The organism is Methylomonas sp. MS20 (assembly GCF_050275925.1).
In the GTDB taxonomy this organism is placed as follows: domain Bacteria; phylum Pseudomonadota; class Gammaproteobacteria; order Methylococcales; family Methylomonadaceae; genus Methylomonas; species Methylomonas koyamae_A.
The window spans coordinates 3267796-3293074 of record NZ_CP189962.1 but is presented as its reverse complement, the minus strand read 5'-3'; the positions used below and the strand labels follow the sequence as shown (position 1 = coordinate 3293074).

The 25279-nt window shown below is 58.9% G+C and carries 23 protein-coding genes; 20 read left to right on the top strand and 3 right to left on the bottom strand.

Going from position 1 to position 25279, the window contains the following annotated elements; genetic code table 11:
• Positions 1-14 precede the first annotated feature (14 nt).
• Positions 15-3200 carry a type I restriction endonuclease subunit R gene (locus tag ACQE3D_RS14735; RefSeq protein WP_313729927.1) on the top strand — a complete coding sequence of 1062 codons (3186 nt, stop codon included), beginning with the start codon at positions 15-17 and terminating at the stop codon, positions 3198-3200.
• Complete coding sequence (locus tag ACQE3D_RS14730; protein ID WP_313729928.1) at positions 3200-3916, top strand: M48 family metallopeptidase; 717 nt, start codon at positions 3200-3202, stop codon at positions 3914-3916. Before ACQE3D_RS14735 ends, ACQE3D_RS14730 begins: the two co-directional genes overlap by 1 nt.
• 195 nt (positions 3917-4111) lie before the next feature.
• Here the strand turns inward: ACQE3D_RS14730 and ACQE3D_RS14725 are convergent, their stop codons facing one another.
• The 3 genes from ACQE3D_RS14725 to ACQE3D_RS14715 form a co-directional block, all read right to left on the bottom strand.
• Positions 4112-5842 (bottom strand): NAD-dependent malic enzyme, encoded by a 1731-nt coding sequence (locus ACQE3D_RS14725; protein ID WP_064027422.1) that lies wholly within the window; start codon positions 5840-5842, stop codon positions 4112-4114.
• Positions 5843-5912: 70 nt separating this feature from the next.
• Positions 5913-7418, bottom strand: a complete 1506-nt coding sequence (locus ACQE3D_RS14720; protein ID WP_313729929.1) for a B12-binding domain-containing radical SAM protein — start codon at positions 7416-7418, stop codon at positions 5913-5915.
• Complete coding sequence (locus ACQE3D_RS14715; protein ID WP_064027426.1) at positions 7415-8593, bottom strand: GGDEF domain-containing protein; 1179 nt, start codon at positions 8591-8593, stop codon at positions 7415-7417. Before ACQE3D_RS14715 ends, ACQE3D_RS14720 begins: the two co-directional genes overlap by 4 nt.
• 194 nt (positions 8594-8787) lie before the next feature.
• On the opposite strand from ACQE3D_RS14715, the gene ACQE3D_RS14710 reads away from it, so the two are divergent.
• From ACQE3D_RS14710 to ACQE3D_RS14625, 18 genes are all read left to right on the top strand, one after another.
• Positions 8788-9726, top strand: a complete 939-nt coding sequence (locus tag ACQE3D_RS14710; protein ID WP_064027428.1) for a hypothetical protein — start codon at positions 8788-8790, stop codon at positions 9724-9726.
• Between the two features lie 157 nt (positions 9727-9883).
• The gene (gene acpP, locus ACQE3D_RS14705) at positions 9884-10117 is read left to right on the top strand and encodes an acyl carrier protein (protein ID WP_013820083.1); all 234 of its coding nucleotides are present in this window, start codon (positions 9884-9886) and stop codon (positions 10115-10117) included.
• A gap of 93 nt (positions 10118-10210) precedes the next feature.
• A complete protein-coding gene (gene fabF / locus ACQE3D_RS14700; RefSeq protein WP_064027430.1) occupies positions 10211-11455 on the top strand; it encodes a beta-ketoacyl-ACP synthase II in 1245 nt (414 codons plus the stop codon).
• 28 nt (positions 11456-11483) lie between these two features.
• A complete protein-coding gene (pabC, locus tag ACQE3D_RS14695; RefSeq protein ID WP_064027432.1) occupies positions 11484-12308 on the top strand; it encodes an aminodeoxychorismate lyase in 825 nt (274 codons plus the stop codon).
• Positions 12308-13312, top strand: coding sequence for an endolytic transglycosylase MltG (gene mltG, locus ACQE3D_RS14690; protein ID WP_313729930.1), 1005 nt, complete (start codon positions 12308-12310; stop codon positions 13310-13312). The genes pabC and mltG overlap by 1 nt, the downstream gene beginning before the upstream one ends.
• A complete protein-coding gene (gene tmk, locus ACQE3D_RS14685) occupies positions 13309-13938 on the top strand; it encodes a dTMP kinase (RefSeq protein WP_313729931.1) in 630 nt (209 codons plus the stop codon). Before mltG ends, tmk begins: the two co-directional genes overlap by 4 nt.
• On the top strand, positions 13935-14927 hold the full coding sequence (locus ACQE3D_RS14680) for a DNA polymerase III subunit delta' (RefSeq protein ID WP_313729932.1): 993 nt from the start codon (positions 13935-13937) through the stop codon (positions 14925-14927). The genes tmk and ACQE3D_RS14680 overlap by 4 nt, the downstream gene beginning before the upstream one ends.
• A 3-nt stretch (positions 14928-14930) precedes the next feature.
• The gene (locus ACQE3D_RS14675; RefSeq protein ID WP_071157930.1) at positions 14931-15284 is read left to right on the top strand and encodes a PilZ domain-containing protein; all 354 of its coding nucleotides are present in this window, start codon (positions 14931-14933) and stop codon (positions 15282-15284) included.
• 44 nt (positions 15285-15328) lie between these two features.
• Positions 15329-16117, top strand: coding sequence for a TatD family hydrolase (locus ACQE3D_RS14670; RefSeq protein WP_313729933.1), 789 nt, complete (start codon positions 15329-15331; stop codon positions 16115-16117).
• A gap of 244 nt (positions 16118-16361) precedes the next feature.
• On the top strand, positions 16362-17483 hold the full coding sequence (locus tag ACQE3D_RS14665; protein ID WP_313729934.1) for a methyltransferase: 1122 nt from the start codon (positions 16362-16364) through the stop codon (positions 17481-17483).
• Between the two features lie 302 nt (positions 17484-17785).
• On the top strand, positions 17786-19849 hold the full coding sequence (gene glgX, locus ACQE3D_RS14660) for a glycogen debranching protein GlgX (RefSeq protein ID WP_313729935.1): 2064 nt from the start codon (positions 17786-17788) through the stop codon (positions 19847-19849).
• A 196-nt stretch (positions 19850-20045) separates the two neighbouring features.
• A complete protein-coding gene (locus ACQE3D_RS14655) occupies positions 20046-20738 on the top strand; it encodes a class I SAM-dependent methyltransferase (RefSeq protein WP_313729936.1) in 693 nt (230 codons plus the stop codon).
• Positions 20739-20748: 10 nt separating this feature from the next.
• Positions 20749-21930: a beta-ketoacyl-[acyl-carrier-protein] synthase family protein gene (locus ACQE3D_RS14650; protein ID WP_313729937.1), complete on the top strand. Its 1182-nt coding sequence runs from the start codon at positions 20749-20751 to the stop codon at positions 21928-21930.
• Positions 21927-22361: a hotdog family protein gene (locus tag ACQE3D_RS14645; RefSeq protein ID WP_313729938.1), complete on the top strand. Its 435-nt coding sequence runs from the start codon at positions 21927-21929 to the stop codon at positions 22359-22361. Before ACQE3D_RS14650 ends, ACQE3D_RS14645 begins: the two co-directional genes overlap by 4 nt.
• A complete protein-coding gene (fabG, locus tag ACQE3D_RS14640; protein ID WP_313729939.1) occupies positions 22354-23079 on the top strand; it encodes a 3-oxoacyl-ACP reductase FabG in 726 nt (241 codons plus the stop codon). The genes ACQE3D_RS14645 and fabG overlap by 8 nt, the downstream gene beginning before the upstream one ends.
• The gene (locus ACQE3D_RS14635; protein ID WP_313729941.1) at positions 23076-24299 is read left to right on the top strand and encodes a beta-ketoacyl-ACP synthase; all 1224 of its coding nucleotides are present in this window, start codon (positions 23076-23078) and stop codon (positions 24297-24299) included. Before fabG ends, ACQE3D_RS14635 begins: the two co-directional genes overlap by 4 nt.
• A 17-nt stretch (positions 24300-24316) precedes the next feature.
• On the top strand, positions 24317-24676 hold the full coding sequence (locus tag ACQE3D_RS14630; RefSeq protein WP_064027453.1) for a hypothetical protein: 360 nt from the start codon (positions 24317-24319) through the stop codon (positions 24674-24676).
• A 37-nt stretch (positions 24677-24713) separates the two neighbouring features.
• The gene (locus ACQE3D_RS14625) at positions 24714-25277 is read left to right on the top strand and encodes a GNAT family N-acetyltransferase (protein ID WP_313729942.1); all 564 of its coding nucleotides are present in this window, start codon (positions 24714-24716) and stop codon (positions 25275-25277) included.
• Positions 25278-25279: the final 2 nt, after the last annotated feature.

The following is a 25279-nucleotide window of genomic DNA, read 5'->3' as shown; positions in this document are numbered from 1 at the left end:
TAGGAGCTTAATTCATGAGGGAACAGCACAGCCGTTCGGAACGTAACACCCAGAACCGCGTGGTCGCCTTGTTTGCCGACCCTATACGGCCGGATGGCCTGGGCTACCGCTATCTTGGCGACTGGAGCAAGCGGGATAACAACCGTCTCCTTGAAACTAAGCTATTGCGCGACAACCTGACGGCGCGTGGCTATTCCGCCGCCCACATCGGCGCTGCCTTGCAGAAACTGGAGATTGCCGCCGAAACCACCGGCATCACGCTGTATCAGGCCAATCTTCGCACCTATCAGTTATTGCGTTACGGCGTGCCGGTGCAAATTGCCGCCGGCGTGTCCCATGAAACCGTGCATTTGATCGATTGGGACAATCCGGCGCGTAACGATTTTGCTCTGGCCGAGGAAGTGACTCTTAAGGGCGGCCACGAGCGGCGGCCGGACATTGTGCTGTATATCAACGGCATCGCCATCGCGGTGATCGAGTTAAAGCGCAGTTCGGTGGATGTGGCGGATGGCATACGCCAGCTGATCACCAATCAAGAAGCCATTTTCAACCAAGGTTTTTTCAGCACGGTGCAACTGGTGTTGGCCGGCAGCGATGCGCAAGGGCTGCGTTACGGCACTACCGGCACGCCGGAGCAGTTCTTCGTGGAGTGGAAGGATGAAGGGGACGGTTTGGTAGGGGCGGGTTTGAAACCCGCCCCTACGACTGCCATCGGCGCATTGCTGGATCGACCTCTGGCGCAGTTGTGCGGCAAGGCTCGGCTGCTGGATTTGATCCGTAACTTCATCATCTTCGACGCCGGCCAAAAAAAGGTGCCGCGCCAACACCAGTTTTTCGGTGTGAAAGCTGCGCAGGAACGCATCGCCAAGCGCGAGGGTGGCGTTATCTGGCATACCCAGGGTAGCGGCAAGAGCATCTTGATGGTGCCGATCGCCAAGTGGTTGCTGGAGCACGATCCCGAGGCGCGGATATTGGTGGTCACCGATCGCGAGGAGCTGGACAAGCAGATTGTCGGCGTGATGCGCAATGCCGGGGTGATTGGCGAAAACTCGGCGTCGCCGCGTATTACTTCACGGAACGAATTGGTTGCTAAATTGGCTGCAACCAATCCCAGAGTCATGTGTGCTTTGATACATAAGTTCCCTACTCGAAAAAAACGCAAGCGTGAAGATGATCTCTATGAGGGAATAACCGAAGTTCTTGACGACCGAGGACTTCCAAGAATACTCGGCCGATTCTACGTGTTCGTGGACGAATGCCACCGCACCCAAGGCGGCGACATGAACAAGCAGATGAAGCGCTGGCTGGAGAGCGCAATCTTCATCGGTTTTACCGGTACGCCGCTGCTGCGCAAGGACAAGCAAATGACGCGGGACGTGTTCGGCACCTATATCCATACCTACAAGTTTCATCAGGCGGTGGCCGATAAAGTGGTGCTGGATTTGAAGTACGAGGCCCGCGACGTGCCTGAGCGGCTGACCTCGCAGAAAAAAATCGACGAGTGGTTCGAGCAGAAAACCAAGAATCTCAACAACTTTCAAAAAGCGGCTCTGCGTAAACGCTGGGCGACGATGGAAGAGTTGATGAGCGCCGAGGGCCGTAAGCGCGAGGTGGTCGCTGAAATCATCTCCGATTTCGCCCTCAAACCGCGTTTGAACAACGACCGCGGCACCGCTATTCTGGTGGCCGCCTCCATCTACGATGCCTGTCATTATTTCAGGCTGTTCAGAAATACCCAGTTTGGCCCCTACTGCGGCATCATTACCTCGTACGAACCGAATGCCAATGCCATCTCGAAAGAACCCGCCAACAGCGATGAACGCTATAAGTTTGATACCTATAGTCAGTTGGTATTGAAGGATTTTCCGACGACCGAGAAATACGAAACGGAGATGAAGCGCCGCTTCATCGACGAGCCGGCCAATCTTAAATTGCTGATCGTGGTGAGCAAGCTGCTGACCGGCTTCGACGCGCCGAGCTGCAGCTATATCTATCTCGATAACGAACTGCGCGACCACAATCTGTTCCAGGCGATCTGCCGCACCAACCGGCTGGATGGCGACGACAAGGACTACGGCCATATCGTCGACTTCAAAAAGCTCTTTGGCGACGTGCAACAAGCCATCGCGGTCTACAGTTCCGACGAACTGGACATCGACCAGGGCAACGGCGGCGATAACAACGTGCGCCTGAAAAACTGGCTGGAAGAAGGCAAGAAGCAACTGGACGATGCCCGTCAAGCACTGCACTACCTGTGCGAACCGGTACTGCCGCCGCGTGAAGTCGAGCAGTACTTGCATTATTTCTGCGGCGATGCCGCTAATCCCGAGGCGCTAACCGAAACCGAAGCATTGCGGGTGACGTTCTACAAGGCAGTGGCGATCTTTGCCCGTGCCTACGCCGACATCGCCCAGGAACTGATCGAGGCGGGTTATTCCGAGGCCGAGGCATTGAAAAAGGCAGTGGAGTTCTACGCCGAGATTCGGGCCGCCATCAAGAAACACTCCGGTGAAGAGCTGGACATCAAGCCTTACGAGGCTGACATGCGCCACCTCATCAACACATACATCCAGGCCGACCCGGCGGAGGCATTAGGGGAACTGGGTGAAATGTCGCTGACCGAGCTGATCATCGAGACCGGTATCCACGACGCCATTGCCAAGAAACTGAACCAGAAAGGCAAGCTGTCGAAGAACGCTATCGCCGAGGGGATCGTCAACAACGTCCGCAAGACCATTATCCGCGACCAGCTCACCGACCCTAGGTTCTACGCGCGGATGTCCAAGCTGCTCGACGATCTGATTAAGCAAAGCCGAGCGGATACGGCCGCTTATGAGGCGTTTTTGCGCAAGGCCGAAGAGTTGGTCAAACGCTTGGCGGCCAAACAACCCGAGGCCGGCATTCCGGCGATTTTGCATGGCAAGCACGAGGCCATCGTCGTTTACAACAATCTGGCAGACCTGATGCCGGAAGCCTCACCGACGCCACAGGCGCATGAACCCAAGGCCGACTATAGCGATGAGCGTGCGCAACTGGCCCTAAAAATTGATCATGCCATGAGGGAGCAAGCGCCGGCGGGCTGGAAAGGTGATGAAACCAAGGAGCGTGTCGTTCAGAATTTCTTGTACCCAATGCTGAACAAGAACCCGAATGCTACGCTGGCACTATTCGAGATCATCAAGAATCAGCCGGGCTACTGATGACTGAAACCATCGAACTGGGTGAGATTGTTATCGAGGTGACTCGAAAGGCGATCAAGAACGTGCATTTGTCTGTGCATCCGCCGGAAGGCCGCGTTACCTTGGCCGCGCCGCTGGAAACCCGTTTGGAAGTGGCCAGGGCTTACGCGATTTCAAAGTTGGGGTGGATACGCAATCAACAGGCCAAACTTCGCAATCAGGCCAGAGAGACGCCCAGGCAGTTTGTCGAGCGAGAGACCCACTATCTTTGGGGGCGACGGCATTTGCTGACGATCATGGCACGCGGCGGCAAGCCGTTTGTGAATGTCGATCACCGGCGGATTTCCATGTACTTGCCGCCAGATACGTCTCTGGAAAAACGCGCCGAGTTGCTGCACGAATGGCATAAGGTGTTGCTGCATCAGGCCATCCCGCCGTTGATTGCTAAATGGCAAGCCAAGCTGGGCGTAACGGTTAAGCAGTATTTTTTGCAGCGGATGAAAACCAAATGGGGCAGCTGCAACCCCAAAGCCGGACATATTCGCTTGAATACCGAATTGGTCAAGAAGCCCAGGCATCTTTTGGAGTATGTGCTGGTACACGAAATGGTGCATCTGTTGGAGCCAAGCCATAACGAACGGTTTGTCGCGATCTTGAACGAATATTATCCGGCCTGGCGCGAGGCGCGGGCCGAGTTGAACGAGCTGCCGTTGAGCGCCGAACAGTGGCGAGAATAGCACGAGCAGTTTCGCCGATTTTGGTGTGGCGTCGGGCGGTCGGCATCGGCAATAAGCCGCGCCGACGAGACAGTCGGCTACCGATGCCGCTGGTTTGTTCCGTTCCAACCGAGAGCGGTCCGTTGAATACTCGGGCCGTTCTCGGTTCGGCCGAGATGGCATCGCTTGGACGGAAAATAGCGCGACTCAGCGGGTTTAAGCCGGTTCGTATTTGAAGGGCAGCTGTTCCGCTCGCCACGAGGCCGATTCGATATACGCGGCCAAGTCGGTGTCGTTCAAATCGGTGCGGCTGGCGGAGCCGTCCCGCAGGGCTTGGGCCAAGACGCGTTTGGCGACCGATTGGCAAACTTTTTTCAGATCGGCGACCGGCGGGTAAATCAGGCCGGCATCCAACCAATGTTCGGCGGTGTAGTCCGCTAGTGCATAGGCGGCTTCCTGGACCATTTCGTCGCTGATGCGGCTGCATTCGGCCAAGGTCGCCGCCAAACCCAAACCCGGAAAAATGAAGGCGTTGTTTCCCTGACCCACCGGATATTGCCGCCCGCCGTAACTGGCGTCGGGGAACGGACTGCCGGTGGCGACGATGGCCCGCCCCTCGCTCCAATTCAGCAAATCTTGCGGATTGGCTTCGCAATTGTCGGTTGGGTTGGATAGCGGGAAAATGATTGGTTGCGCATGGAAACCGGCCAGATCGGTAACGATTTCCCGGCTGAACAGGCCCGCGACGCCGGATAAACCCAATAGCACGCTGGGTTTGGCGTGGGCGATGACCTCTTGCAAACTGGGTACCTGGCCGGCGGCAACGCCCCAGTCGCGGTAAATATCCGGATCTTGCGCCAACGGCGATTTGTAGGCATCGCTGGTGCGGCCTTTGACGACCAGACCGTGCGCGTCGATGACGAAAATCCGGGCTTGCGCGGCGTCTGGCGTCAGACCGGCGCGAATCATGCCGCTTTTGATCGCGGCCGCCACGCCGATACCGCCGGCGCCGGCGCCGGCCACCACGACGGTTTGATCGGTCAAGGCTTCGCCCTTCAGTCGGCAAGCCGACAGCAGACCCGCCAGCGCCACCGCGCCGGTCCCTTGAATGTCGTCGTTGAAGCACGGAATCCGGTCGCGGTAGCGCTCCAGCACGTCGAACGCGACGTTTTTGGCGAAATCTTCCCATTGAATGATGGCCTTGGGCCATTTGGCTTGGACAGCCGCGACGAATTTATCGACGATCTCGAAGTAGGCGGGGCCGGTCAGGCGTTTTTGCGGCACGCCCAGATAAAACGGATCGGCCAGCAAATCGTCGCGGTTGGTGCCGACGTCGAGGTTGACCGGCAGCGTTTGGAAGGGGCACAGGCCGCCGCCGGCGGTATACAGCGCCAATTTGCCGATCGAGATCGCCAGACCGCCCATGCCTTGGTCGCCGATGCCCAAAATGGCCGACGAGTCGGTCACCACCATCATCCGGATGTCGTGCCAGGGGTAGTTGTCGAGGATGGTACCGGCCCGGTCGATGTTTTCCACCGAAAACGTCAGGCCGCGCGCGGTGGTGTACATCGAGCTGAATTGTTGGACGGCCTGACCGATCGTCGGCGTGTAAACGATGGGGACCATCTCTTCCAAATGGCGCTCCAACAGCGCGTAAAACAAGACTTCGGAACGTTCCTGGGTGGCGCGGAGAAATTGGTACTTGGCCAGATCGCTGGGCTGTTTTAGGTAGTTGGCGTAGAGACGGTCCAATTGGCGGTTAAGATCGGTCACTCGGGGCGGCAACAAGCCGTCCACGCCCAGCTCGATACGCTCTTCGATCGTGAAAGCGGTGCCTTTATTGGTGGCCGGCAGCCGGAGTAGGGCTATGCCGCGAATTTTAGCGGCGATATAGGTTTGGCCGTTGGCATCTTGCCGGTAATCGAAGTATTCGCTCAATGGAGTCATCGGGTTTCCTTTGCGTAGTCGGAGGAGGTCGGGTGTCGACGCGGCATTCGCGGCGGCGGGTCTTCATGGGTCAATCGCATATTGCTTGGCGTTGTCGTTTGCCGGTTTGCGGACGTTTGGCCGGCGCTGGCGAGGCGCCGGCTTCGAACGCCGGCCGGCCTTTTTCGCCGCTCCGCCGGTAGTCGGCCGCCAAGGCCGCCGCCGCCGGAGCGGCCGGTATCCGCAAGCGCTCGGTCATGATGCCATAGCTTAGCTCGTACAGGCGTTTCAACGCGATTTGCCAAGTGCTGCCGGCGCCGGCGTACAGCGCGTCGCTAAAGTCTAAAAACCGTTCGAACGGCCGATCGCCGCACAGGAGGGGTAGGCTGGTCGTAAAGCGGCCTGAATTACCGATCATATCCCAGTATCGGGCAAATCGCTGCATGCGTTGAATCTCGCTGAAACCGATATCGCGGGTGGCGAGTACCGAATAAGGCGGATTCGGATCGTAACGCATCCGGTAGGCGTCGTCGTGACGGTTGATCGGCGCGCCGCGCAGGCGCTTTAAAATGCCGACCTGAATTTCCTGTGGCCCGAGCGCGTAGAGGTGGTCGAAGCTGGCGCCGAAATTGGCGAGGGTGTCGCCCGGCAAGCCGAAGATCAGATCGGCGTGAATGTGGACGTGGGTGTGTTCGCGCAACCAGCTCAGGTTAGTGGCGGTCGCGGCGTTGTCCTGGCGGCGGCTGATCCGTTGTTGTACGTCCGGGTCGAAGCTTTGCACGCCGACTTCGAATTGCAGCACGCCGGGCGGAAAACGGCGAATCGCTTCGCGCAGGCGTTCCGGCAAGTGATCGGGAATGACTTCGAAATGCACTTGCAGGCCGTCGCCGAGCCGATCCAGAAAAAATTCCAGTATTGCCACGCTGTTGTCGATACGCAGGTTGAAGGTCCGGTCGATGAATTTGAAATGGCGGCCGCCGCGTTGGTATAGCGCGTCCAATTCGCTTAAAAACGCCGCGAGCGGAAACGGCTTGGCGGTGACGTCGAGCGCCGAGAGGCAGAACTCGCATTTAAACGGGCAGCCGCGCGAGGCTTCCACGTAAGTGAGGCGTTGGCGCAAATCGCTATCGCTGTAGTACGGGTAGGGTGAGGCCAATTCGGCGAGCGCCGGCGTCGGTCCGGCGACGATGCGTGGCTCGGGCCTTACGCCGGCCAACAATTGACGGCACAGTGCCGGAAAACTCCGTTCGCCGGGACCGGTGACGATGTAATCGGCCAGTTCGGCACAGGCCGGCAAATCCGGTGGATGGCTGACTTCCGGCCCACCCAGCACGATGGTGATGTCCGGCGCGACTTGCTTGAGGATGGCCAGTACCGCGCCGATTTCCGCGACGTTCCAGATGTAAACGCCAAAGCCGATAATTCTAGGCCGGCGGTCGAGCAAGCGCTCGACGATTTCCGCCGGCCGTTGCTGCAGGCCGAATTCGGCGATTTGGGTACGTTCGCGCAGTTCGGCCATATTGGCGTACAGGTAGCGCAAACCGAAGGCCGAATGAATGTAGCGAGCATTCAGAGTACACAGCACTATCTCGGTCATGCCGGGCTGATCCGGAATTGCGAAAATGTTTCCGCGCGGTTGCGGCCGGTTTGTTTGGCACGGTATAGCGCGGCGTCGGCGGCTTCCAGCAGCGCGTCGCCGTTAAGGCCGGTGTGTTCGGAACTGGCGATGCCGATGCTGATAGAGCTGTTGATCGGCGTTCCGCGCCAATCGACCGTTTGCTCGGCTTGGATGCGGCGCAAACGTTCGGCCAATTGGTGGGCATCCAGTTCGGTGGTGCCGGGTAGCAGCAGGCAAAATTCCTCGCCGCCGTAGCGGGCCAGATAGTCGTCGCGGCGGATTTCCAGCCGTGCTCTAGCCGTCAGCTGACGCAGGACTTCGTCGCCGGCCCGATGGCCGTGGCTGTCGTTAATCAGCTTGAAGTGATCGACGTCCAGCATAACCACCGACATCGGCTCCTGACGGCGTTGGCTGCGCGCCAGCATGCGCTGCAACTCCAACTCCAGACTGCGCCGGTTCCACGCGCCGGTCAGCGCATCGGTAGTGGCCAGATTTTCCAGTTGCGAAGCCATCCGGTAATTGACCATCAAGATAAAGCCGAAGGTCAGAAACAATTGGATGACGCTGCCCGCCAAGAACATGACCGGGTTGATTAGCATCGGGCTGAACAGGGTGTAGGTACCCGGCGGCGCCGAGTAAATCGCGATCGCTCGAGAGGCGTAGATCAGACTTAGCACCGCGAAAGAGGCTCCGGTCAACCAGTGGGCGGTGCGTTCGGGCGTGGGCAGTCTGATCAGCAAGGCGCGGGCGCAGGTGAAATTGATCGCCCCGAACACCAGCGAATTGGCGATGGCTCGAAATTGAATATTGATGTGCACCAGACTGAACCAATAACTGAAAAATCCGACCGCCACCACGACGGCGATCATCCAGCGAATGTGGCAGGCTTCTCCCTTGAAGGCTTGAATGCCGGCCAATTGGGTCGTCGATCCCGCCGCCAGCAATGCCGCGCCGGCGACCACGGGCCAGCCCTGGCCGGCGTGTAGATTGGGCAAGGCGATGGACGAGCCCAGACTGATACAAAAGCTTGCCAAGGCCCAATGCCGGAGTCCTTGCACGCCGCGGGCGTGCAGGCTGGCGACCGCGAGCAGTATCGAGAACAGAAAACTGAGCACGGCTATCATCACCATCATCGTGCGCAGATCGAGGTTCATTGAGATTCCCGGTTGGTTTGATCGTGGGTCGGCTAAAAAGCGGGCCGGCGTTCCGTCAAGCCTACAAAATTTTTTCCTGTCGCGCTACTGGCGCGCTTGGGTCGGGAAACTGAGCAGCGAGCGCCTCGGTTCGCGATCGGCGCGTATTCGGCCTAAAATGCGGTTAGTTACGCTTAAAACAACCGGTTATTTTGATGACAGAGCAAACCTTTCAGTTCGAACAAATCCATATTGAAGTTGCCCGCAACGCGTCGGACGACTTCAATTTGTTTCACGATAAGCATAAGTGGCTGCAGATTACGCATAACCCGTTCAAAGGGCCTATCGTGCTGGGTTTTCAGTTGAATACCCTGATCGAATACCAGATGCGCTTGTACCGCGAAGCGCATCAGGAGGACAAGATCATCGCGGATCGCGGCCTACGCTTCAGTAATTACCAGATCACCTTCGTCAACGCCTTGCGGCCTCGGCAGGAAATGACGCTGGACATCAAAAAAACCCTGATCGCGACGATTCCGGAATTGACCTTGACCAACCGGGTGGCGATCAAATCGCAAGGCAAGACGATCTTGCTGGGTTACAAGAAGGAAACCAAAACCCCGTTGTTCCTGGCCAATACCGATCTGAGCGGCTTGCCGGATTTGAATGCGCTGGCGGACGACAGCATCGTACCCGGCACCGACTTCTTCCTGAAACGAAAGTGGATGCATAACGGCAACGTCAAGAATTTCCTGTCGGGATCGTTGGCGGAACAATCGGCGTATTTCGACGAACTGGCGCACATCGCCAGTTATCCGGAGGTGTTTCCCTGCTGTTTGACCTCGGGGGCCTTGCTGGAAAAGGCCCAGCTGGAACACCACGATTTCAAGGCGAATCCGATGGTGTACACCTCGCACGACATCTCGGTCGATCGCTGCTTGGTACAGCGTTTGAAGAACAACGACAAGCTGCATATTCTGGTCAAGCAACTGCCGGAATCCAAGGACAATACGCTGAACCACACCGATATTCTGCTGCGGACTTACGAGTGTTACGGCGTGTTGGAGGATAGGGAAATCCTGTTCAGAATCAAGCTCAATCTGGTGCCGCTCGAGGAAATCGTCAGGAATTTGAGCGCCAAGCCTCAGTCATAGCGGGTTGGGCTAATGTTGTGAAAATTTTTGAACATCAAGTATAATCCGCTAAGTCGTTAGGCCCGGCCGGTGACGAGATTGCAAATTCAATTAATACAACACTAAAGATAAGGTAAGTGCTTGCAATCAGGCATTTGCATTGTTCGAGGAAAAATATATGAGTAATATCGAAGAACGAGTAAAAAAGATTGTCGCGGAACAATTAGGCGTAAAGGAAGAAATCGCAAACGATGCGTCTTTTGTTGACGATCTTGGCGCTGATTCTTTAGACACAGTTGAACTTGTCATGGCTCTGGAAGAAGAATTCGAGTGCGAAATTCCGGACGAAGAAGCCGAAAAAATCACCACCGTCCAATTGGCTATCGATTACATCAACGCCAACTTGCAATAAGTCGATTCAAGTCAGTTAGTGGATGGCGTTTCCATCCACTAGCCGGTTCCTCCCTCTCTTCCTGGTTGTCTTCTTTTTTACCGGTAGTTTTCTGTGAGCACACGTCGAGTTGTTATTACGGGCTTGGGCGCCGTCACGCCTTTAGCCAACAATGTTGCCGATACTTGGGACGGTATCGTCAATGGCAAGAGCGGCATTAGTCCGATCGATTCCTTTGATATTTCGCCCTTTGCGACCACCTTCGGCGGTGTGATCAGAAACTTCAATATCGGCGACTACATCGCCGAGAAAGATGCCAAACGCATGGACGGTTTCGTGCACTACGGCATCGCGGCAGGTTGTCAGGCTTTCGAAGACTCCGGTATCGTCGTCACCGAACAGAATGCCGAGCGTATCGGCGTCGCGATCGGCGCCGGCATCGGTGGGATTACCGGTATCGAAGAGTGCTACGCCACCTACACGGCGGCCGGCCCGCGGCGGATCTCGCCGTTCTTCGTGCCCGGCAACATCATCAACATGATCTCCGGCAATTTGTCGATTAAATACGGGTTGAAAGGCCCGAATTTCGCGATCGTCACCGCCTGCTCGACCGGCACGCACAATATCGGCGACGCCGCTCGCTTGATCAAATACGGCGATGCGGACGTGATGGTCGCCGGCGGTGCCGAGCGCTGCACGACATCGCCGACCGCGATGGGCGGTTTTGCCGCCGCCAAGGCCTTGTCTCGCCGTAACGACGATCCGCAACGGGCCAGTCGGCCTTGGGATCGCGATCGCGACGGCTTTGTATTGAGCGACGGTGCCGGTGTGATCGTGTTGGAAGAGTTGGAGCACGCCAAGGCGCGCGGCGCCAAGATTTACGCCGAGTTGGTCGGTTACGGCATGAGCGGCGACGCTTATCACATTACGTCGCCGTCCGAGGGCGGCGAGGGCGCGGCGCGCTGCATGCGTAACGCCATGCGCGACGCCAAGTTGAATCCGGAAGACATCGATTACATCAACGCGCACGGCACCTCGACCCCGGCGGGCGACATCGGAGAAACCCACGCGATGAAAGCCGCGTTGGGCGAGTACGCTTACAAGGTCGCGGTGAGTTCGACCAAATCGATGATAGGCCATTTGCTGGGGGCGGCCGGCGGCATCGAGGCCGTTTTAACCTCGCTGGCGATTTGCAACCAGATCGCGCCGCCGACGATCAACCTGGAAAATCCCGATCCGGAATGCGATCTGGATTATGTTCCCAACATCGCCAGAAACATGAAAATCGACGTCGCGATCTCCAACTCGTTTGGGTTCGGCGGCACCAACGGTTCTCTGGTGTTCAAACGCTACGCATAATTTTTGCGGGCCGCGGCAGTGACCGGCGATGTTTCTGCTGAACGGCGAACCCGCGCATTGCATCGATCCGGCCGATCGCGGCTTGCAATACGGCGACGGCCTGTTCGAAACGCTGGAAGTCCGGCAGGGCCGGCCTTTATTTCTCGATCGGCATCTTAGACGTCTGGCGTCGGGCTGCCGGCGTTTGATGATTCCGATGCCCGACGCCGGTTTGCTCGAAGCGGAAGCCTTGTCTTTCGCCGCCGGCAGGGAAGCCGCGGTGCTTAAGCTGATCGTTACTCGCGGTTGCGGCGGGCGAGGCTACCGGCAACCGGACGTTATCCAGCCTACTCGGCTGTTCAGCCTGCATCCCTATCCCGATTACCCCGCGCATTACCAAACCGACGGCATCGTCGCCGATTTTTGTCGGCAACGCTTGTCCAGCAATGCCACGCTGGCCGGCATCAAGCATTTGAATCGTTTGGAGCAAGTACTTGCCCGCGCAGAGTGGTCGGACGACAGCCGCCAGGAAGGTTTGATGCTGGATGTCCAGAATTACGTCGTGGAAGGCACGATGAGCAATCTGTTTATCGTCAAGAACGGCGTTTTGCTGACGCCTGCTTTGACCGATTGCGGCGTGGCCGGCATCGTTCGCGAATGGAGTTTGGCGTTCGCGGCCGCCGAAGGCTTGCCGTCGGTGGAAGCGGCGATCACCGTGGATCAGGTATTGGCGGCCGACGAAGTGTTCGTGACCAACTCGGTGATCGGGATTTGGCCGGTGCGGCGCTTGGCCGGGCAAGATTTCCCGGTCGGGCAGGTGACGCAACGTATATGCGCGGCCTATCGGCTAGCCAAACAACGGGAGTTGTCGTGATGGCTAAGCATGTCATGGGTCACAGCATTGCCGCGTTCACGCTGCTGATGCTGGCGGGACTGATCTCGATCTGGGCCGGGATGCACTATCATCTGATCGAGAAAAAACCGGTGGTGGCCAGCGAAACCGTCATCGAAATCCGCCGCGGCGATACCTTGGACAGCGTGATTTCGACATTGCTGGCCCACCGCGTGCAAATCAACCGCTTCTGGTTCAAGCTGTTCGCCTATCGAAAACACTTGGATCGCGGCCTCAAGCGCGGCGAGTACGTCTTGGCCAAGGGCGCCAGCGCGGCCGACATTTTGCAACAGCTGACCGAAGGTCGCACCCGCCAATATTCCATCACTTTTCCGGAAGGTTGGTCGTTCAAACAACTGTTTCAAGCGGTCAAAACCAATCCTTATTTGGCGCATACGCTCAGCGACGCCGAGTTGACCGAGTTGATGAAGGGCATCGGCTCGGACAAACCTCATCCGGAGGGCTTGTTTTTTCCGGATACTTATTACTTTGAAAAATACACGGCCGATATCGAATTGCTGAAACGCGCACACGACCGGATGCAAAAAGTGTTGGCCGAGGAGTGGTCCAAGCGCGATCAAAACGTGCCGCTGGAAAATCCCTACCAAGCCTTAATCTTGGCGTCGATCGTCGAAAAGGAAACCGGAGCGGCCGAAGAGCGTCGACAAATCGCCGGCGTATTCGCCCGGCGCCTGAAAAAAGGTATGCTGCTGCAAACCGATCCGACCGTGATTTACGGGATGGGCGACAGTTATCACGGCGATATTCGCCACAAGGATTTACGCGAGCCCACGCCATATAACACCTACATCATCGAAGGCTTGCCGCCGACGCCGATCGCATTGCCGGGCAAGGAGGCTATCGTCGCCGCGCTGCATCCCGACCACGGCGATGCGCTGTATTTCGTCGCGCGCGGCAACGGCCGTCACGCGTTTTCATCCACCTTGGCCGAGCACGAAAAGTATGTGGAGCGTTACCAACGATGAGTCGCGGTTGTTTCATCACCTTGGAAGGCGGCGAAGGCGTCGGTAAGTCCACCAATCTACAATTCGTCAAGGCTTGGCTGGAGATGCGCGGCATCGTTTCGGTGGTGACTCGCGAACCGGGCGGCACCGGGATTGCCGAGAAGATCCGAGCGATTCTGTTGGAAAAAGCCGACGAACCCTTGTCCGAGCAGGCCGAACTGTTGCTGGTATTCGCGGCGCGGGCTCAGCACATCCGCCAAGTGATCTTGCCGGCCTTGGAATCCGGGAAATGGGTACTGTGCGACCGTTTCACCGATGCGACTTACGCTTATCAGGGCGGCGGACGCCGACTGGACGTCGCGACGATCGAATGGTTGGAGCATTGCGTGCAGGGCGACCTGCGCCCCGACCTGACCTTGTTGTTGGATGCGCCGGTCGAAATTGGTATGGGGCGGGTCGGACGGCGCGACGCGGCCGACCGCTTCGAAGCCGAGCGTGGCGAGTTTTTCGAGCGCGTTCGCCAGTGCTATCTATCCAGGGCCGCGCAATATCCGGAACGCTACCGGGTCGTCGATGCCGGGCGGCCGCTGGAGGACGTGCAAGGTAGTTTGGCCGACGAATTGGCGGCGTTGTTGGAGCGGCGATGACGACGCTTTACCCCTGGCAGCAGCCGGCTTGGCAAACCTTGCAAGCCTACCTTGCCCAAGGGCGGGTGCCGCAGGCCTTGCTAGTTTCCGGTCCGGCCGGCATCGGCCGGCGGCATTTGCTGGACTACTACGCGCGGGCGTTGTTGTGCGAAACGCCGGCGGGCGACGCTTCAGCCTGCGGGCGCTGTCATGCTTGCCTGTTGGTGGCGGCCGGCACGCATCCCGACTATTTGAGCGTCGAACCCGACGAACCCGGCAAGGCGATCGGTATCGACAAAATCCGCCACTTGATCGCCAAGCTCGCGCTGAAGCCGCAATACGACCGCACCTACCGGGTGGTGATTTTGAGCCCGGCCGAACTGCTCAACACCGCATCGGCCAATGCCTTTCTTAAGTGTCTGGAAGAACCGACCGAAAGGACTTGTTTGCTGTTGCTGACTGAGCAACCTGGCCGGCTACCGGCAACGATACGCAGTCGTTGTCAAAAGCTGTATTGTCCATTGCCGCCCAAGGCGCTGGCCTTGGAATGGCTAGCCGGACAAGGCATATTGACCGACGCCGAACCGATATTGGAGTTGGCGCGCGGTGCCCCGCTACTGGCCGGCGAATATGCACAACGCAACATCGCCGAATATCGCCAGCGCTATTTCCAGGACTGGTTGGCGATAGTTAGGGGGCAGGGCAATCCGTTGGCGGTTGCCGAACAGTGGCAGAAGGGCGAGCCGGTGGAATTAGCGGTGGCCTTGACCTGGATGGCGCAATGGGTGGCGGACATCATTCGCTGCGCTCATGTGGCGGAGCCGGCCGACGCAGCCGATCCCGACATGAAAAATGCCTTGCAAGCCCTGTCCAAGCGGCTAGAATTGCAAGGCTTGTACCGTTTTTACGACGCCTTGTTGCTCGCCAAATCGCAATTGGCGACCCAAATGAACCGGCAATTACTGGTCGAGCAACTCCTGATCCGTTGGTCGCAACTCAATCCGAATTAAGCCATGGCAGAAACTCCGTCACCCCGGCAAGGCATACTCTCGCTGTCGATCAAGGACAAGAACGCCTTGTATGCCGCCTATATGCCTTTCGTCAAAAACGGCGGATTGTTCATTCCGACCAAGCGCGAATACGAAATGGGCGAAGAAGTGTTCATGCTGCTGAATTTGATGGATGAAACCGAGCGATTGCCGATCGCCGGCAAGATCATCTGGAAAACCCCGAACGGCGCCGAGGGTTATCGGGCCGCCGGCATCGGCGTGCAATTTAGCGACCAGGACGGCGGCATGGCCCGCAATAAAATCGAAACCTATCTGGCCGGCGCGCTGGAATCCGACCGCTCCACCCATACCATGTAGTATTGTCGGCATGTCCGCCGGCCTTGATTTTCGTAAACCATCCGATGTTCATAGACTCCCATTGCCACCTCGACCGGATCGACTTGCAACCCTACGGCGGCGATTTTGCCGGTTTCGTCGGCGCCGCTCGCGCCCAGCAAATCAGCCGCATGCTGTGCATAGGCATCGATCTGGAGGCCTATCCCGCCATGCGGCGCTTGATCGAGCCTTACCCCGACATTTCGCTATCGGTCGGCGTACATCCAAACGTGACCGACGGCCGCGAACCCAGCGTCGAGGATTTGCTGGAACTGGGGAGCGACGCCAAGGTAATCGCCATCGGCGAAACCGGACTGGATTATTTTCGCAGCCAAGGCGATCTGGGTTGGCAATTTCGCCGCTTTCGTAACCACATCGCCGTCGCCAAGCAGCTGAATAAGCCGCTGATTATTCATACCCGCGAAGCCGGCCAGGATGCGTTGCAGGTGCTCAGGGAAGAAGGCGCCGATACGGTCGGCGGTATCATCCATTGTTTTACCGAGGACTGGGATTATGCCGAAAAAGCCTTGGAACTGAATTTTTATATTTCGTTTTCCGGGATCGTGACCTTCAAGAACGCCGAAGCGATCAAGGATGTCGCCCGGCGAATTCCGGCCGACCGCTACTTGATCGAAACCGATTCGCCGTATCTGGCGCCGGTACCGCATCGCGGCAAGCCCAATTATCCGTTATATGTGCGGTATGTCGCCGAGCACATCGCCGAATTGCGCGGCGTCGACGTCGAGACGGTCGCCCGGCAGTCCACCGAGAATTTTTATCGCTTATTTGCGGGCGCTTTTGGCGAGGCGCATTGATCGAGTGGGAAAAAAAAGCGGTCAGGACCTGGATGTTTGAGGCTGACCGCATAGAGAGGTGGGGTATAACTCTCATTCCCCGTCTGGGGCGCATACAAGAGTCGCGTTTAGTCTACTGAACTAAAGTGCGGTAGAAAATGTGGCATATTGCCGCGTGGCAAATTGTCGCTACTGAAACCATTGGGTGCGGCGACCTAGCCGCCAAGCTCTAGGCGGAAGCCGTCAACCGAATATGGAACAAGAGATGATAGTGCCCCAGGGGCGTTTTCAACTGGCGCGCCTGCCACACCGGCGCCAGGAAACGCTCAGAGCGTGGGATGCGGCCGACGAATATCTGTTGACTCATCTTGCGGAAATCGGGCTTTCCGACCGCGCGAGGATCGCCATTTTAAACGACGGCTTCGGCGCTTTGGCCGTCGCGCTGCACGCGTACCGGCCGACCGCGATATCCGATTCCTGGCTGTCGCAACAAGCCACCCGCGACAATTTGCGCCGCAACGGCCTAGACGTGGCAAACGTCGCATTGCTGGATAGCCTCGGATTGCCTAGCCCCGGTATCGATTGCCTGCTGATCAAAATTCCGAAAACGCTGGCTTTGCTGGAACACCAACTACACGGCTTGAAACCGCGATTGGCCCCCGGCGCTCGCGTGATCGCGGCCGGCATGGTCAAGAATCTGCCGCCCACCGCCTGGAAGTTACTCGAACGCTTGCTCGGCCCTTGCACGCCGTCGCTGGCGGTAAAAAAAGCCCGCTTATTGTTCGTGCAAGTCGATCCCGACTTGGAACTGTCGGCCAATCCCTATCCGACCCGTTACCGCTTGGAAGACGACGAGTTGATCGTCACCAACCATGCCAATGTGTTTTCGCGCGATTCGCTGGACATCGGCACCCGCTTTTTGTTGCAGCATCTGCCGGACCGGACCGGCTACCGCGATTTGATCGACCTGGGTTGCGGCAACGGCATCGTCGGCGTGATGCTGGCCCGGCGCTATCCGGCCGGCCGTTTGGTATTCGTCGACGAATCGTTCATGGCCTTGGCGTCGGCGCGGGAAAATTTCCAAACGGCATTCGCGGATAGCCGCGACGCCGAATTTGTCGCCGGTGACGGCCTGACAGAGTTTCCGGCCGAAAGGGCCGATTGCGTCGTTTGCAATCCGCCCTTTCATCAACAACATACGGTTGGCGACCAGATCGCTTGGTCGATGTTTACCCACGCCCAAAGGGTCTTGCGTAGCGGCGGCGAACTGCGGGTGATCGGTAACCGTCATTTGAATTATCAGCTGAGTTTGGGCAAGTTATTCGGCAACTGTCGGTTAGTGGCGGCCAATCCGAAGTTTTCGGTATTCAGTTGCATCAAGCGGTGAAGGCTTTTCGGATCCAGGAGGGGGCGCCGATCAATTCGTGCTAAGCCTATCGGGACGGCAATCTGTCTGCGACCAATTTCGATCCAGCGGCTAACGGAGCGCACACCTTGTCTGGTCTGCGTCGTCATCCCCTATGACCAAACCGAAACCGCGATACCTCCCTTGACGATTCCGCGCGTTTTGGCGGCCGCCCGATCGGCAACGGCAAAACCCTAGGTTTCGTCCAGTTTCTAGATATTCTCCTAAACTTTCGGTCAGGGATCTTGGTTCGGGAATCCCACGTAACCGGGAGTTTTAGCGACATGAACGGCAAAGTCAACACGGGCAGTTCCTATCCGCTGGGTTCAACCTTGCGTCCGGGGGGCGCCAACTTCAGCGTGTACGCCAAGAATGCTACCTCGGTCGAGCTGCTGCTGTTCGACGCGGCGGACGACGATATACCCAGCCGCATCGTGCCGCTGGACCCGCTACGCCACCGGACCTTCCACTACTGGCACATCTACGCGCCCGACATTCAAGCCGGCCAGTTGTACGGCTACCGGGTGAACGGGCCCAACAATCCCGAGCGCGGCCTGCGTTTCGATCCGGAAAAACTGCTGCTCGATCCTTACGCGCGCGGCGTCGCGGCCGGGACGAATTACGATCGCCAGGCCGCGTGCCGGCCAGGCGTCAATTGGGGCGCGGCGATGAAAAGCGTCGTGGTCGATTACCGGGGCTACAACTGGGAAGGCGACGCGCCGCTGCGTAAACCGTTTCGCGGTACCGTGATTTACGAAATGCACGTGCGCGGTTTCACCCAGCACGCCAGTTCCGGCGTCGCGGCGGGCAAGCGCGGCACCTATGCCGGCGTCATCGAGAAAATTCCGTATTTGAAGGATTTGGGCGTCACCGCCGTCGAGTTGCTGCCGGTGTTTCAATTCGATCCGCAAGACGCACCGCCGGGTCTGAGCAATTATTGGGGCTATTCGCCGGTCTCGTTTTTCGCGCCGCATTGCGGTTACAGCTCCGATTCGGCGCCGCTGGCCGCGATCGCCGAGTTTCGCGACATGGTCAAAGCCCTCCACCGCGCCGGCATCGAAGTGATACTGGACGTGGTGTTCAACCATACCGCCGAGGGCGATCAGCGCGGGCCGATGTTTTGTTTCAAGGGCCTGGCCAACGATGTCTACTACATCCTCGATCCGCAAAACGGCGCCTACACCAACTACGCCGGCACCGGCAACACGCTGAAGGCCAACCATTCGGTGGTGCGGCGCTTGATTTTGGATAGCTTGCGCTATTGGGTCACGGAAATGCACGTGGACGGTTTCCGCTTCGATTTGGCGTCGATTCTGTCGCGCGACGAAGAAGGCCGGCCGTTTCCGAATCCGCCGATTTTATGGGACATCGAAACCGATCCGGTGTTGTCCGGCAGCAAATTGATCGCGGAAGCCTGGGATGCCGCCGGCTTGTACCAGGTCGGCTGTTTCATCGGCGACTTCTGGAAGGAGTGGAACGGCCAGTTTCGCGACGACATCCGCGATTTCTGGCGGGCCGCGCCGGGTAGTGTCGCCAAATTGCCCAATCGTCTGTTCGCCAGTCCCGATATTTTTGCCGCCGAACGGCGCGAACCCGAAACCAGCGTCAACTTCGTGACCTGCCACGATGGTTTTACGCTCTACGATTTGGTGTCGTACAACGTCAAGCACAACGAAGCCAATCGGGAAGGCAATCGCGACGGTTGCGACAACAATCTCAGCTGGAATTGCGGCGCGGAGGGGCCAACCGACTCCGGTGACATCAACCGGCTGCGCAAGCGCCAGATCAAGAATTTCCTGGCCTTGACCTTGCTTTCCGCCGGCACGCCGATGCTGACGATGGGCGACGAAGTCTGCCGCAGTCAGTGGGGTAACAACAATGCCTATTGCCAGGATAACGAGCTGAGCTGGTTGGATTGGTCCTTGCGGGACAAACATGCCGACATCCACCGTTTCGTTAAACTACTGATCGAGTTGCGCGGCTTGCTGTATACCTGGAAGGAGTCGCAAGCCACGTTGAATCTGTTTTTCCAACAGCTGTATATCGAGTACCACGGCGTTAAACTGCATCAGCCGGATTGGGGACGGGATTCGCACGGCCTGGCGATTCTGATCGCCAAGCTGCAGCGGCCGTATCTGATTTATTTTATTTTCAACAGTTATTGGGAAAGCCTGGCTTTCGAATTGCCGCGGAGTTATCAAAACGCCCCGCTGCAATGGGCGCGGGTGATCGATACCGCGCTGGCGTCGCCGGACGATTGCGTCGGTGCCGAGGCGGCGGTCGCGGTGGGCGAGTTCGTTTACCGCGCCCAAGCCCGGTCGACGGTGATGTTGCTGGCGAAAATCTAAACCGCCGCCGGCGTGCCGGAATCGGTCCTATCCGCTTATAATGCGCCGCTGTTTAACCGTGTCGCGCGGTCAATTTCGACCTATCCGCCTCTCGCCCACCTGGCGAGACCGAAGGCGGATCTAAAAACCGGAATTCGCGGTGCGATGACTACATTTTCCGCTGGTTTCCCAATCGCCCGATCATAGCGTTGCTGACATGACTCTCTCCCAAACCTGCTGGATCAAGGAAAGCGCCTTCGGCATTTGGTTTTTGAACACCGAAACCTGGCGCAAGCGGGTGTTGCGGGTGGCGATCACCGATTTGCGGCGTTTGATGCCCGCCGCGCCGGCGGCACCGACGATATTGGACGTGGGCTGCGGCCGGGGAAATTCGTTCGCGCTATTGGCGGAGGCGTTCGCGCCCAGCCGCATCGCCGCGATCGAAATCGACGCCGCACTGTTGGCCGATGCCCAAGGTCAGGCCGGCCGTTGCACTTGTCCGGTGACGGTCAGCCTGGGTAACGCCGAGCGTCTGCCGTATCCGGACGCCGGCTTCGATATCGTGTTTTGCCATCAGAGTTTTCATCATATCGTTCGGCATCCGGAGGCGATGCGGGAGTTTTACCGGGTGTTAAAACCCGACGGTTTGCTGTTATTTGCCGAGTCTTGCAAGCGTTTCATCCATTCTCTACCGATACGCTTGCTGTTTCGCCACCCGATGGCGGTGCAAAAGACCGCCGACCAATATTTGCGCTTGATTCGCGACACCGGTTTTCGCGTCGATGCCGAGCGGATTTCGACGCCGTATTTGTGGTGGAGTAGGCCGGATGCCGGTGCGCTGGAATGGTTCGGCTGGTCGCTGCCCACGCGTCCCGAACCGACGCTGCTGAATCTGGTGGCGGTGAAATAGTGCTGGGCCGATGAGGTTTTACTTCAACGATGCGGCACTGCTGTGCGCGCTGGGCCACCAGCGGAGCGAGATACTCGGGGCGCTGCAGCGCGGCGACCGCTCCGGCTTGGTGGCCAGCGACGAGTTCACGCCGGGCCGGCCGCTGTATCTGGGCCGGATCGCGGCCGAATTGCCCGAATTGCCGGACGCTTGGGCCGTGTATCGCTGCCGCAACAATCGGCTGCTGTTGGCGGCCGCCCGTCAGCTCGAAAACACGCTGTTCGAAATGACCGCGCGTTACGGTGCCGACCGGATCGGTGTGGTTCTGGGCACCAGCACGTCCGGCGTGCGCAACAGCGAATTGGCTTTGCAAGCGCTGGCCGAGACCGGCGCGATTCCGGTGGGTTTCCATTACAAGCAACAGCAAATGGGGGCCGGCGCCGATTTCTTGGCGGGCTATTTGGGCTTGGGCGGGCCGCGTTACACGGTATCGACCGCCTGTTCGTCCAGCGGCAAGGCGATATTGTCGGCCCGGCGTTTGCTGGATCTGGACTTGTGCGACGCGGTGCTGGTCGGCGGGGCCGATAGCCTGTGCGGTTTGACGGTCAACGGCTTCGCGGCGCTGGAATCGGTCAGCAAGGGATTGTGCCGGCCGTTTGGCGCCGGGCGCGACGGCATCAATTTGGGCGAGGCGGCCGCGCTATTCGTGATGAGCCGGGTGCCGGGGCCGGTGGCCTTGCTCGGCGCGGCGGCGACCAGCGACGGATACCATTTTTCAGCGCCGGACCCGACCGGCGTCGCGGTCGCCGCCGCGATGCGGCAGGCGCTGGAGCAAGCTCGCCTAGATACGGCGCAAGTCGATTACGTCAACCTGCACGGTACCGCGACCCCGTTGAACGACGCGATGGAGAGTCGCGCGGTGCATCAGGTGTTCGGCAGTCGCACGCCGGTGGGTTCCAGCAAGGGCATGACCGGTCATACACTAGGCACGGCGGCGGCGCTGGAATTGGGATTTTGTTGGTTGTTGCTGACCGATGCCAACCCCGCCGGCGCACTGATTCCCAACGTCAACGACGCCGACAGCGATCCGGCCTTACCCAAGCTGAACTGGGTGCGGCCCGGGCAAACGCTGGGCCGGCCGGTGGCGGTGTGCCAGAGCAATTCGTTTGCGTTCGGCGGCAGCAACGTCTCGATAGTCGTGGCGCGGGCATGATCGGATTCGATACGCCGATCGCCGAGCTGCTGCCGCATACCGGCGCGATGGTGCTGTTGGACCGGCTGTTGCATTTCGATGAGGCCGGGGTTGCGACCGAGTTAACGGTGCGCGGCGACGGTTTGCTGTTCGGCGACGCCGAGCAGGTGCCGGCCTGGGTCGGCATCGAATACATGGCGCAAACCATCGGCGTTTATGCCGGACTGAAAGCCAAGCAGGCCGGCGAGCCGATCCGGCTGGGCTTTTTGCTGGGTACCCGGCGCTATCTCGGCAATGTCGATTATCTGCCGGTCGGCGCTCGTCTGACGGTCGAAGCCGCGAAAATTCTGCAAGAAGGTCAATTGGGAGTTTTCGAATGCCGGATTCGCGGCGACAATATCGACATTTTCGCCACCCTCAACGTTTTCCAACCTGACGATTTGCATGAATGATACCGTGTTAGTGACCGGCTCCAGTCGGGGCATAGGCCGCGCTATTGCCCTCTATTTGGCCGGTCTGGGTTACGATTTGGTCCTGCATTGTCGCGGCCGACGCCACGACGCCGAAGTCGTGGCGGCCCAGATTGCCGAACTCGGCCGACAGGTTCGCATCCTGCAATTCGACGTGGCCGACCGGGCTGAATGCGCGGCGGTATTGAACGCCGACATCGACAGTCACGGCGCCTATTACGGCGTGGTATGCAACGCCGGCATCGCCGCCGATAACGCTTTTCCGGCCTTGACCGGCGAGGAATGGGACAGCGTCATCCACACCAATCTCGACGCCTTTTACAACGTCTTGCAACCGCTGGTGATGCCGATGGTCCGGCGCCGTAAACCCGGCCGCATCGTCACGCTGTCGTCGGTGTCCGGCCTGATGGGCAATCGCGGCCAGGTCAATTACAGCGCCGCCAAGGCCGGCATCATCGGCGCGACCAAGGCCTTGGCGCTGGAGTTGGCCAAGCGCGAGATTACCGTCAATTGCGTGGCGCCGGGTCTGATCGCCACCGACATGCTGGACGAACTGCCGCTGGACGAAATCAAGGGCTTGATTCCGGCCCGCCGGGTCGGTCGACCGGAGGAAGTCGCCGCGACGGTGGCGTTTTTATTGTCCAAGGATGCGGCCTACATCACTCGCCAAGTGATTTCTGTCAACGGAGGCCTGTGTTGAAACGCGTCGTCGTGACCGGCATGGCCGGACTATCGCCGATCGGCAACGATTGGGAAACCATCGCCGAACATTTGCAGGCTGATCGCACCGGCATTCGGACCATGCCGGAGTGGGATATTTATAACGGACTGAACACCCGCCTGGCCGGGCCGGTCGAGTTCGAGCGGCCGGCGCACTATACCCGTAAGCAAACCCGGTCGATGGGCCGAGTGGCCTTGATGGCGACGCTTGCCACCGAATGGGCGTTGAAGGACGCCGGCTTGTTGTTTCACCCCTGTCTGGACAGCGGTCAAACCGGCATCGCCTACGGCAGTTGCGCCGGCAGTTACGATGCGATCGCCGATTTCGGCAACATGCTGCTCAACCGCGCCACCGATGGCCTGAATGCCACCTCCTATATCCGGATGATGGCGCACACCGCGCCGGTCAATATCGGCCTGTATTTTGGGATCAACGGCCGGGTTTACACCACGTCCAGCGCCTGTACCTCGGGCAGTCAGGGCATAGGCTATGCCTACGAGGCGATCAAATTCGGCCGGCAGCAAGTGATGGTGGCCGGCGGCGCCGACGAGCTGTCGGCTTCCGAGGCGGCCGTGTTCGATACCTTGTTCGCGACCAGCTTGCGCAACGACCATCCCGAGCAAACGCCGCGCCCCTTCGACCGCGACCGCGACGGCTTGGTGATAGGCGAGGGGGCCGGCACCTTCATCCTGGAAGATCTGGAACACGCCCAAGCGCGCGGCGCGCGAATTTACGCGGAAGTCGTCGGTTACGGCACCAATTCCGACGGTCTGCATGTGACCCAACCGGACAGCGCCAGCATGCAAACCACGATGCGGCTGGCGCTGAGCGACGCCGGGTTGGAGCCGGCGGCGATCGGCTATGTCAGCGCCCACGGCACCGCCACCGAATACGGCGACATCGCCGAGAGTCACGCCACCCGCGCGGTGTTCGGCGCGCGGATGCCGGTCAGTGCCTTAAAGAGCTTTACCGGACATACCTTGGGTGCCTGCGGCGTGTTGGAAGCCTGGGCCGCGATCATGATGATGCGCGAGGGTTGGTTTCACGCTACCGCCAATCTGGAAACCGTCGATCCGGCTTGCGCCGAACTCGACTATATTCAGGGCAGTATTCGCTTGTTGACTTGCGAGTACGTGATGAGCAACAACTTTGCGTTTGGCGGCATCAATACCTCGCTGATTTTCAAACGCTGGTCTTAACTTTAATAGGAGACGACATGAAACGATTAATCCTGTGGTTCGCGGCCCTGATGATATTGGCCGGCTGTTCGACGACCGGTCACTTCAAAGTGCCGGATGGCTCGCAACTGTATTTGTACAAACGGCCGGAGCCGGTGCAAATCAGTGCGAACGGCGAAGTTACCACCAAACCGTATTTCTGGACCGCGGCCGGAATGCCGCCCGGCGGCGGCATTCCGTACAAATTGGAGAAAAACGGCAAGGTGCTGAAGGAAGGTAAACTCCGCGCCAAGTTCCGGGTGGTTTCGATCTTTTGGCCGCCGTTCGCGATCATTTACTGGCCTATCGGCTTGAACCCTGACATCACTTACGACTTGATCAACGACAAGCAGGAGTGACCGCGGTGCGCCTGATCGGAACCGAACGGGGGCGGAGATGACCGAAGTCCGCACTCTCGCCACTGCCCGCTTGATACTGCGGCAGTGGCGGGACGCCGACCGGCCGGCGTTCGCGACGATCAATGCCGACGTCCGCGTGATGGCGCATCTGCCGCAAGCCCTGGACCGGGCCGCCAGCGATGCGTTGGCCGAGCGTTTTCAAGCCTTGATCGCCGAGCGTGGTTGGGGATTCTGGGTGGTGGAATTGACCGGTACCGGCGAGTTCATCGGCTACGTGGGATTGCACGTACCCGCCACCCGCCACGACTTCGCGCCTTGCGTCGAAGTCGGCTGGCGTTTGGCCTACCGCCATTGGCGGCAGGGCTATGCCAGCGAGGCGGCGCGGGCCGCGTTGGCTTTTGGATTCGAAACCCTGAGTCTGCCGGAAATCGTCTCGTTCACCGCACTGGGGAACGCTCGCTCGGAAGCGGTGATGCGGCGCTTGGGCATGCGCCGCGACCGCGAATTCGATCACCCGCTGCTACCGCCTAACAGCCCGTTGCGGCGGCATGTTTTATACCGATTGGCCGACACGGAGTGGCGGCGGCGTTCAGCGGTTTAAGC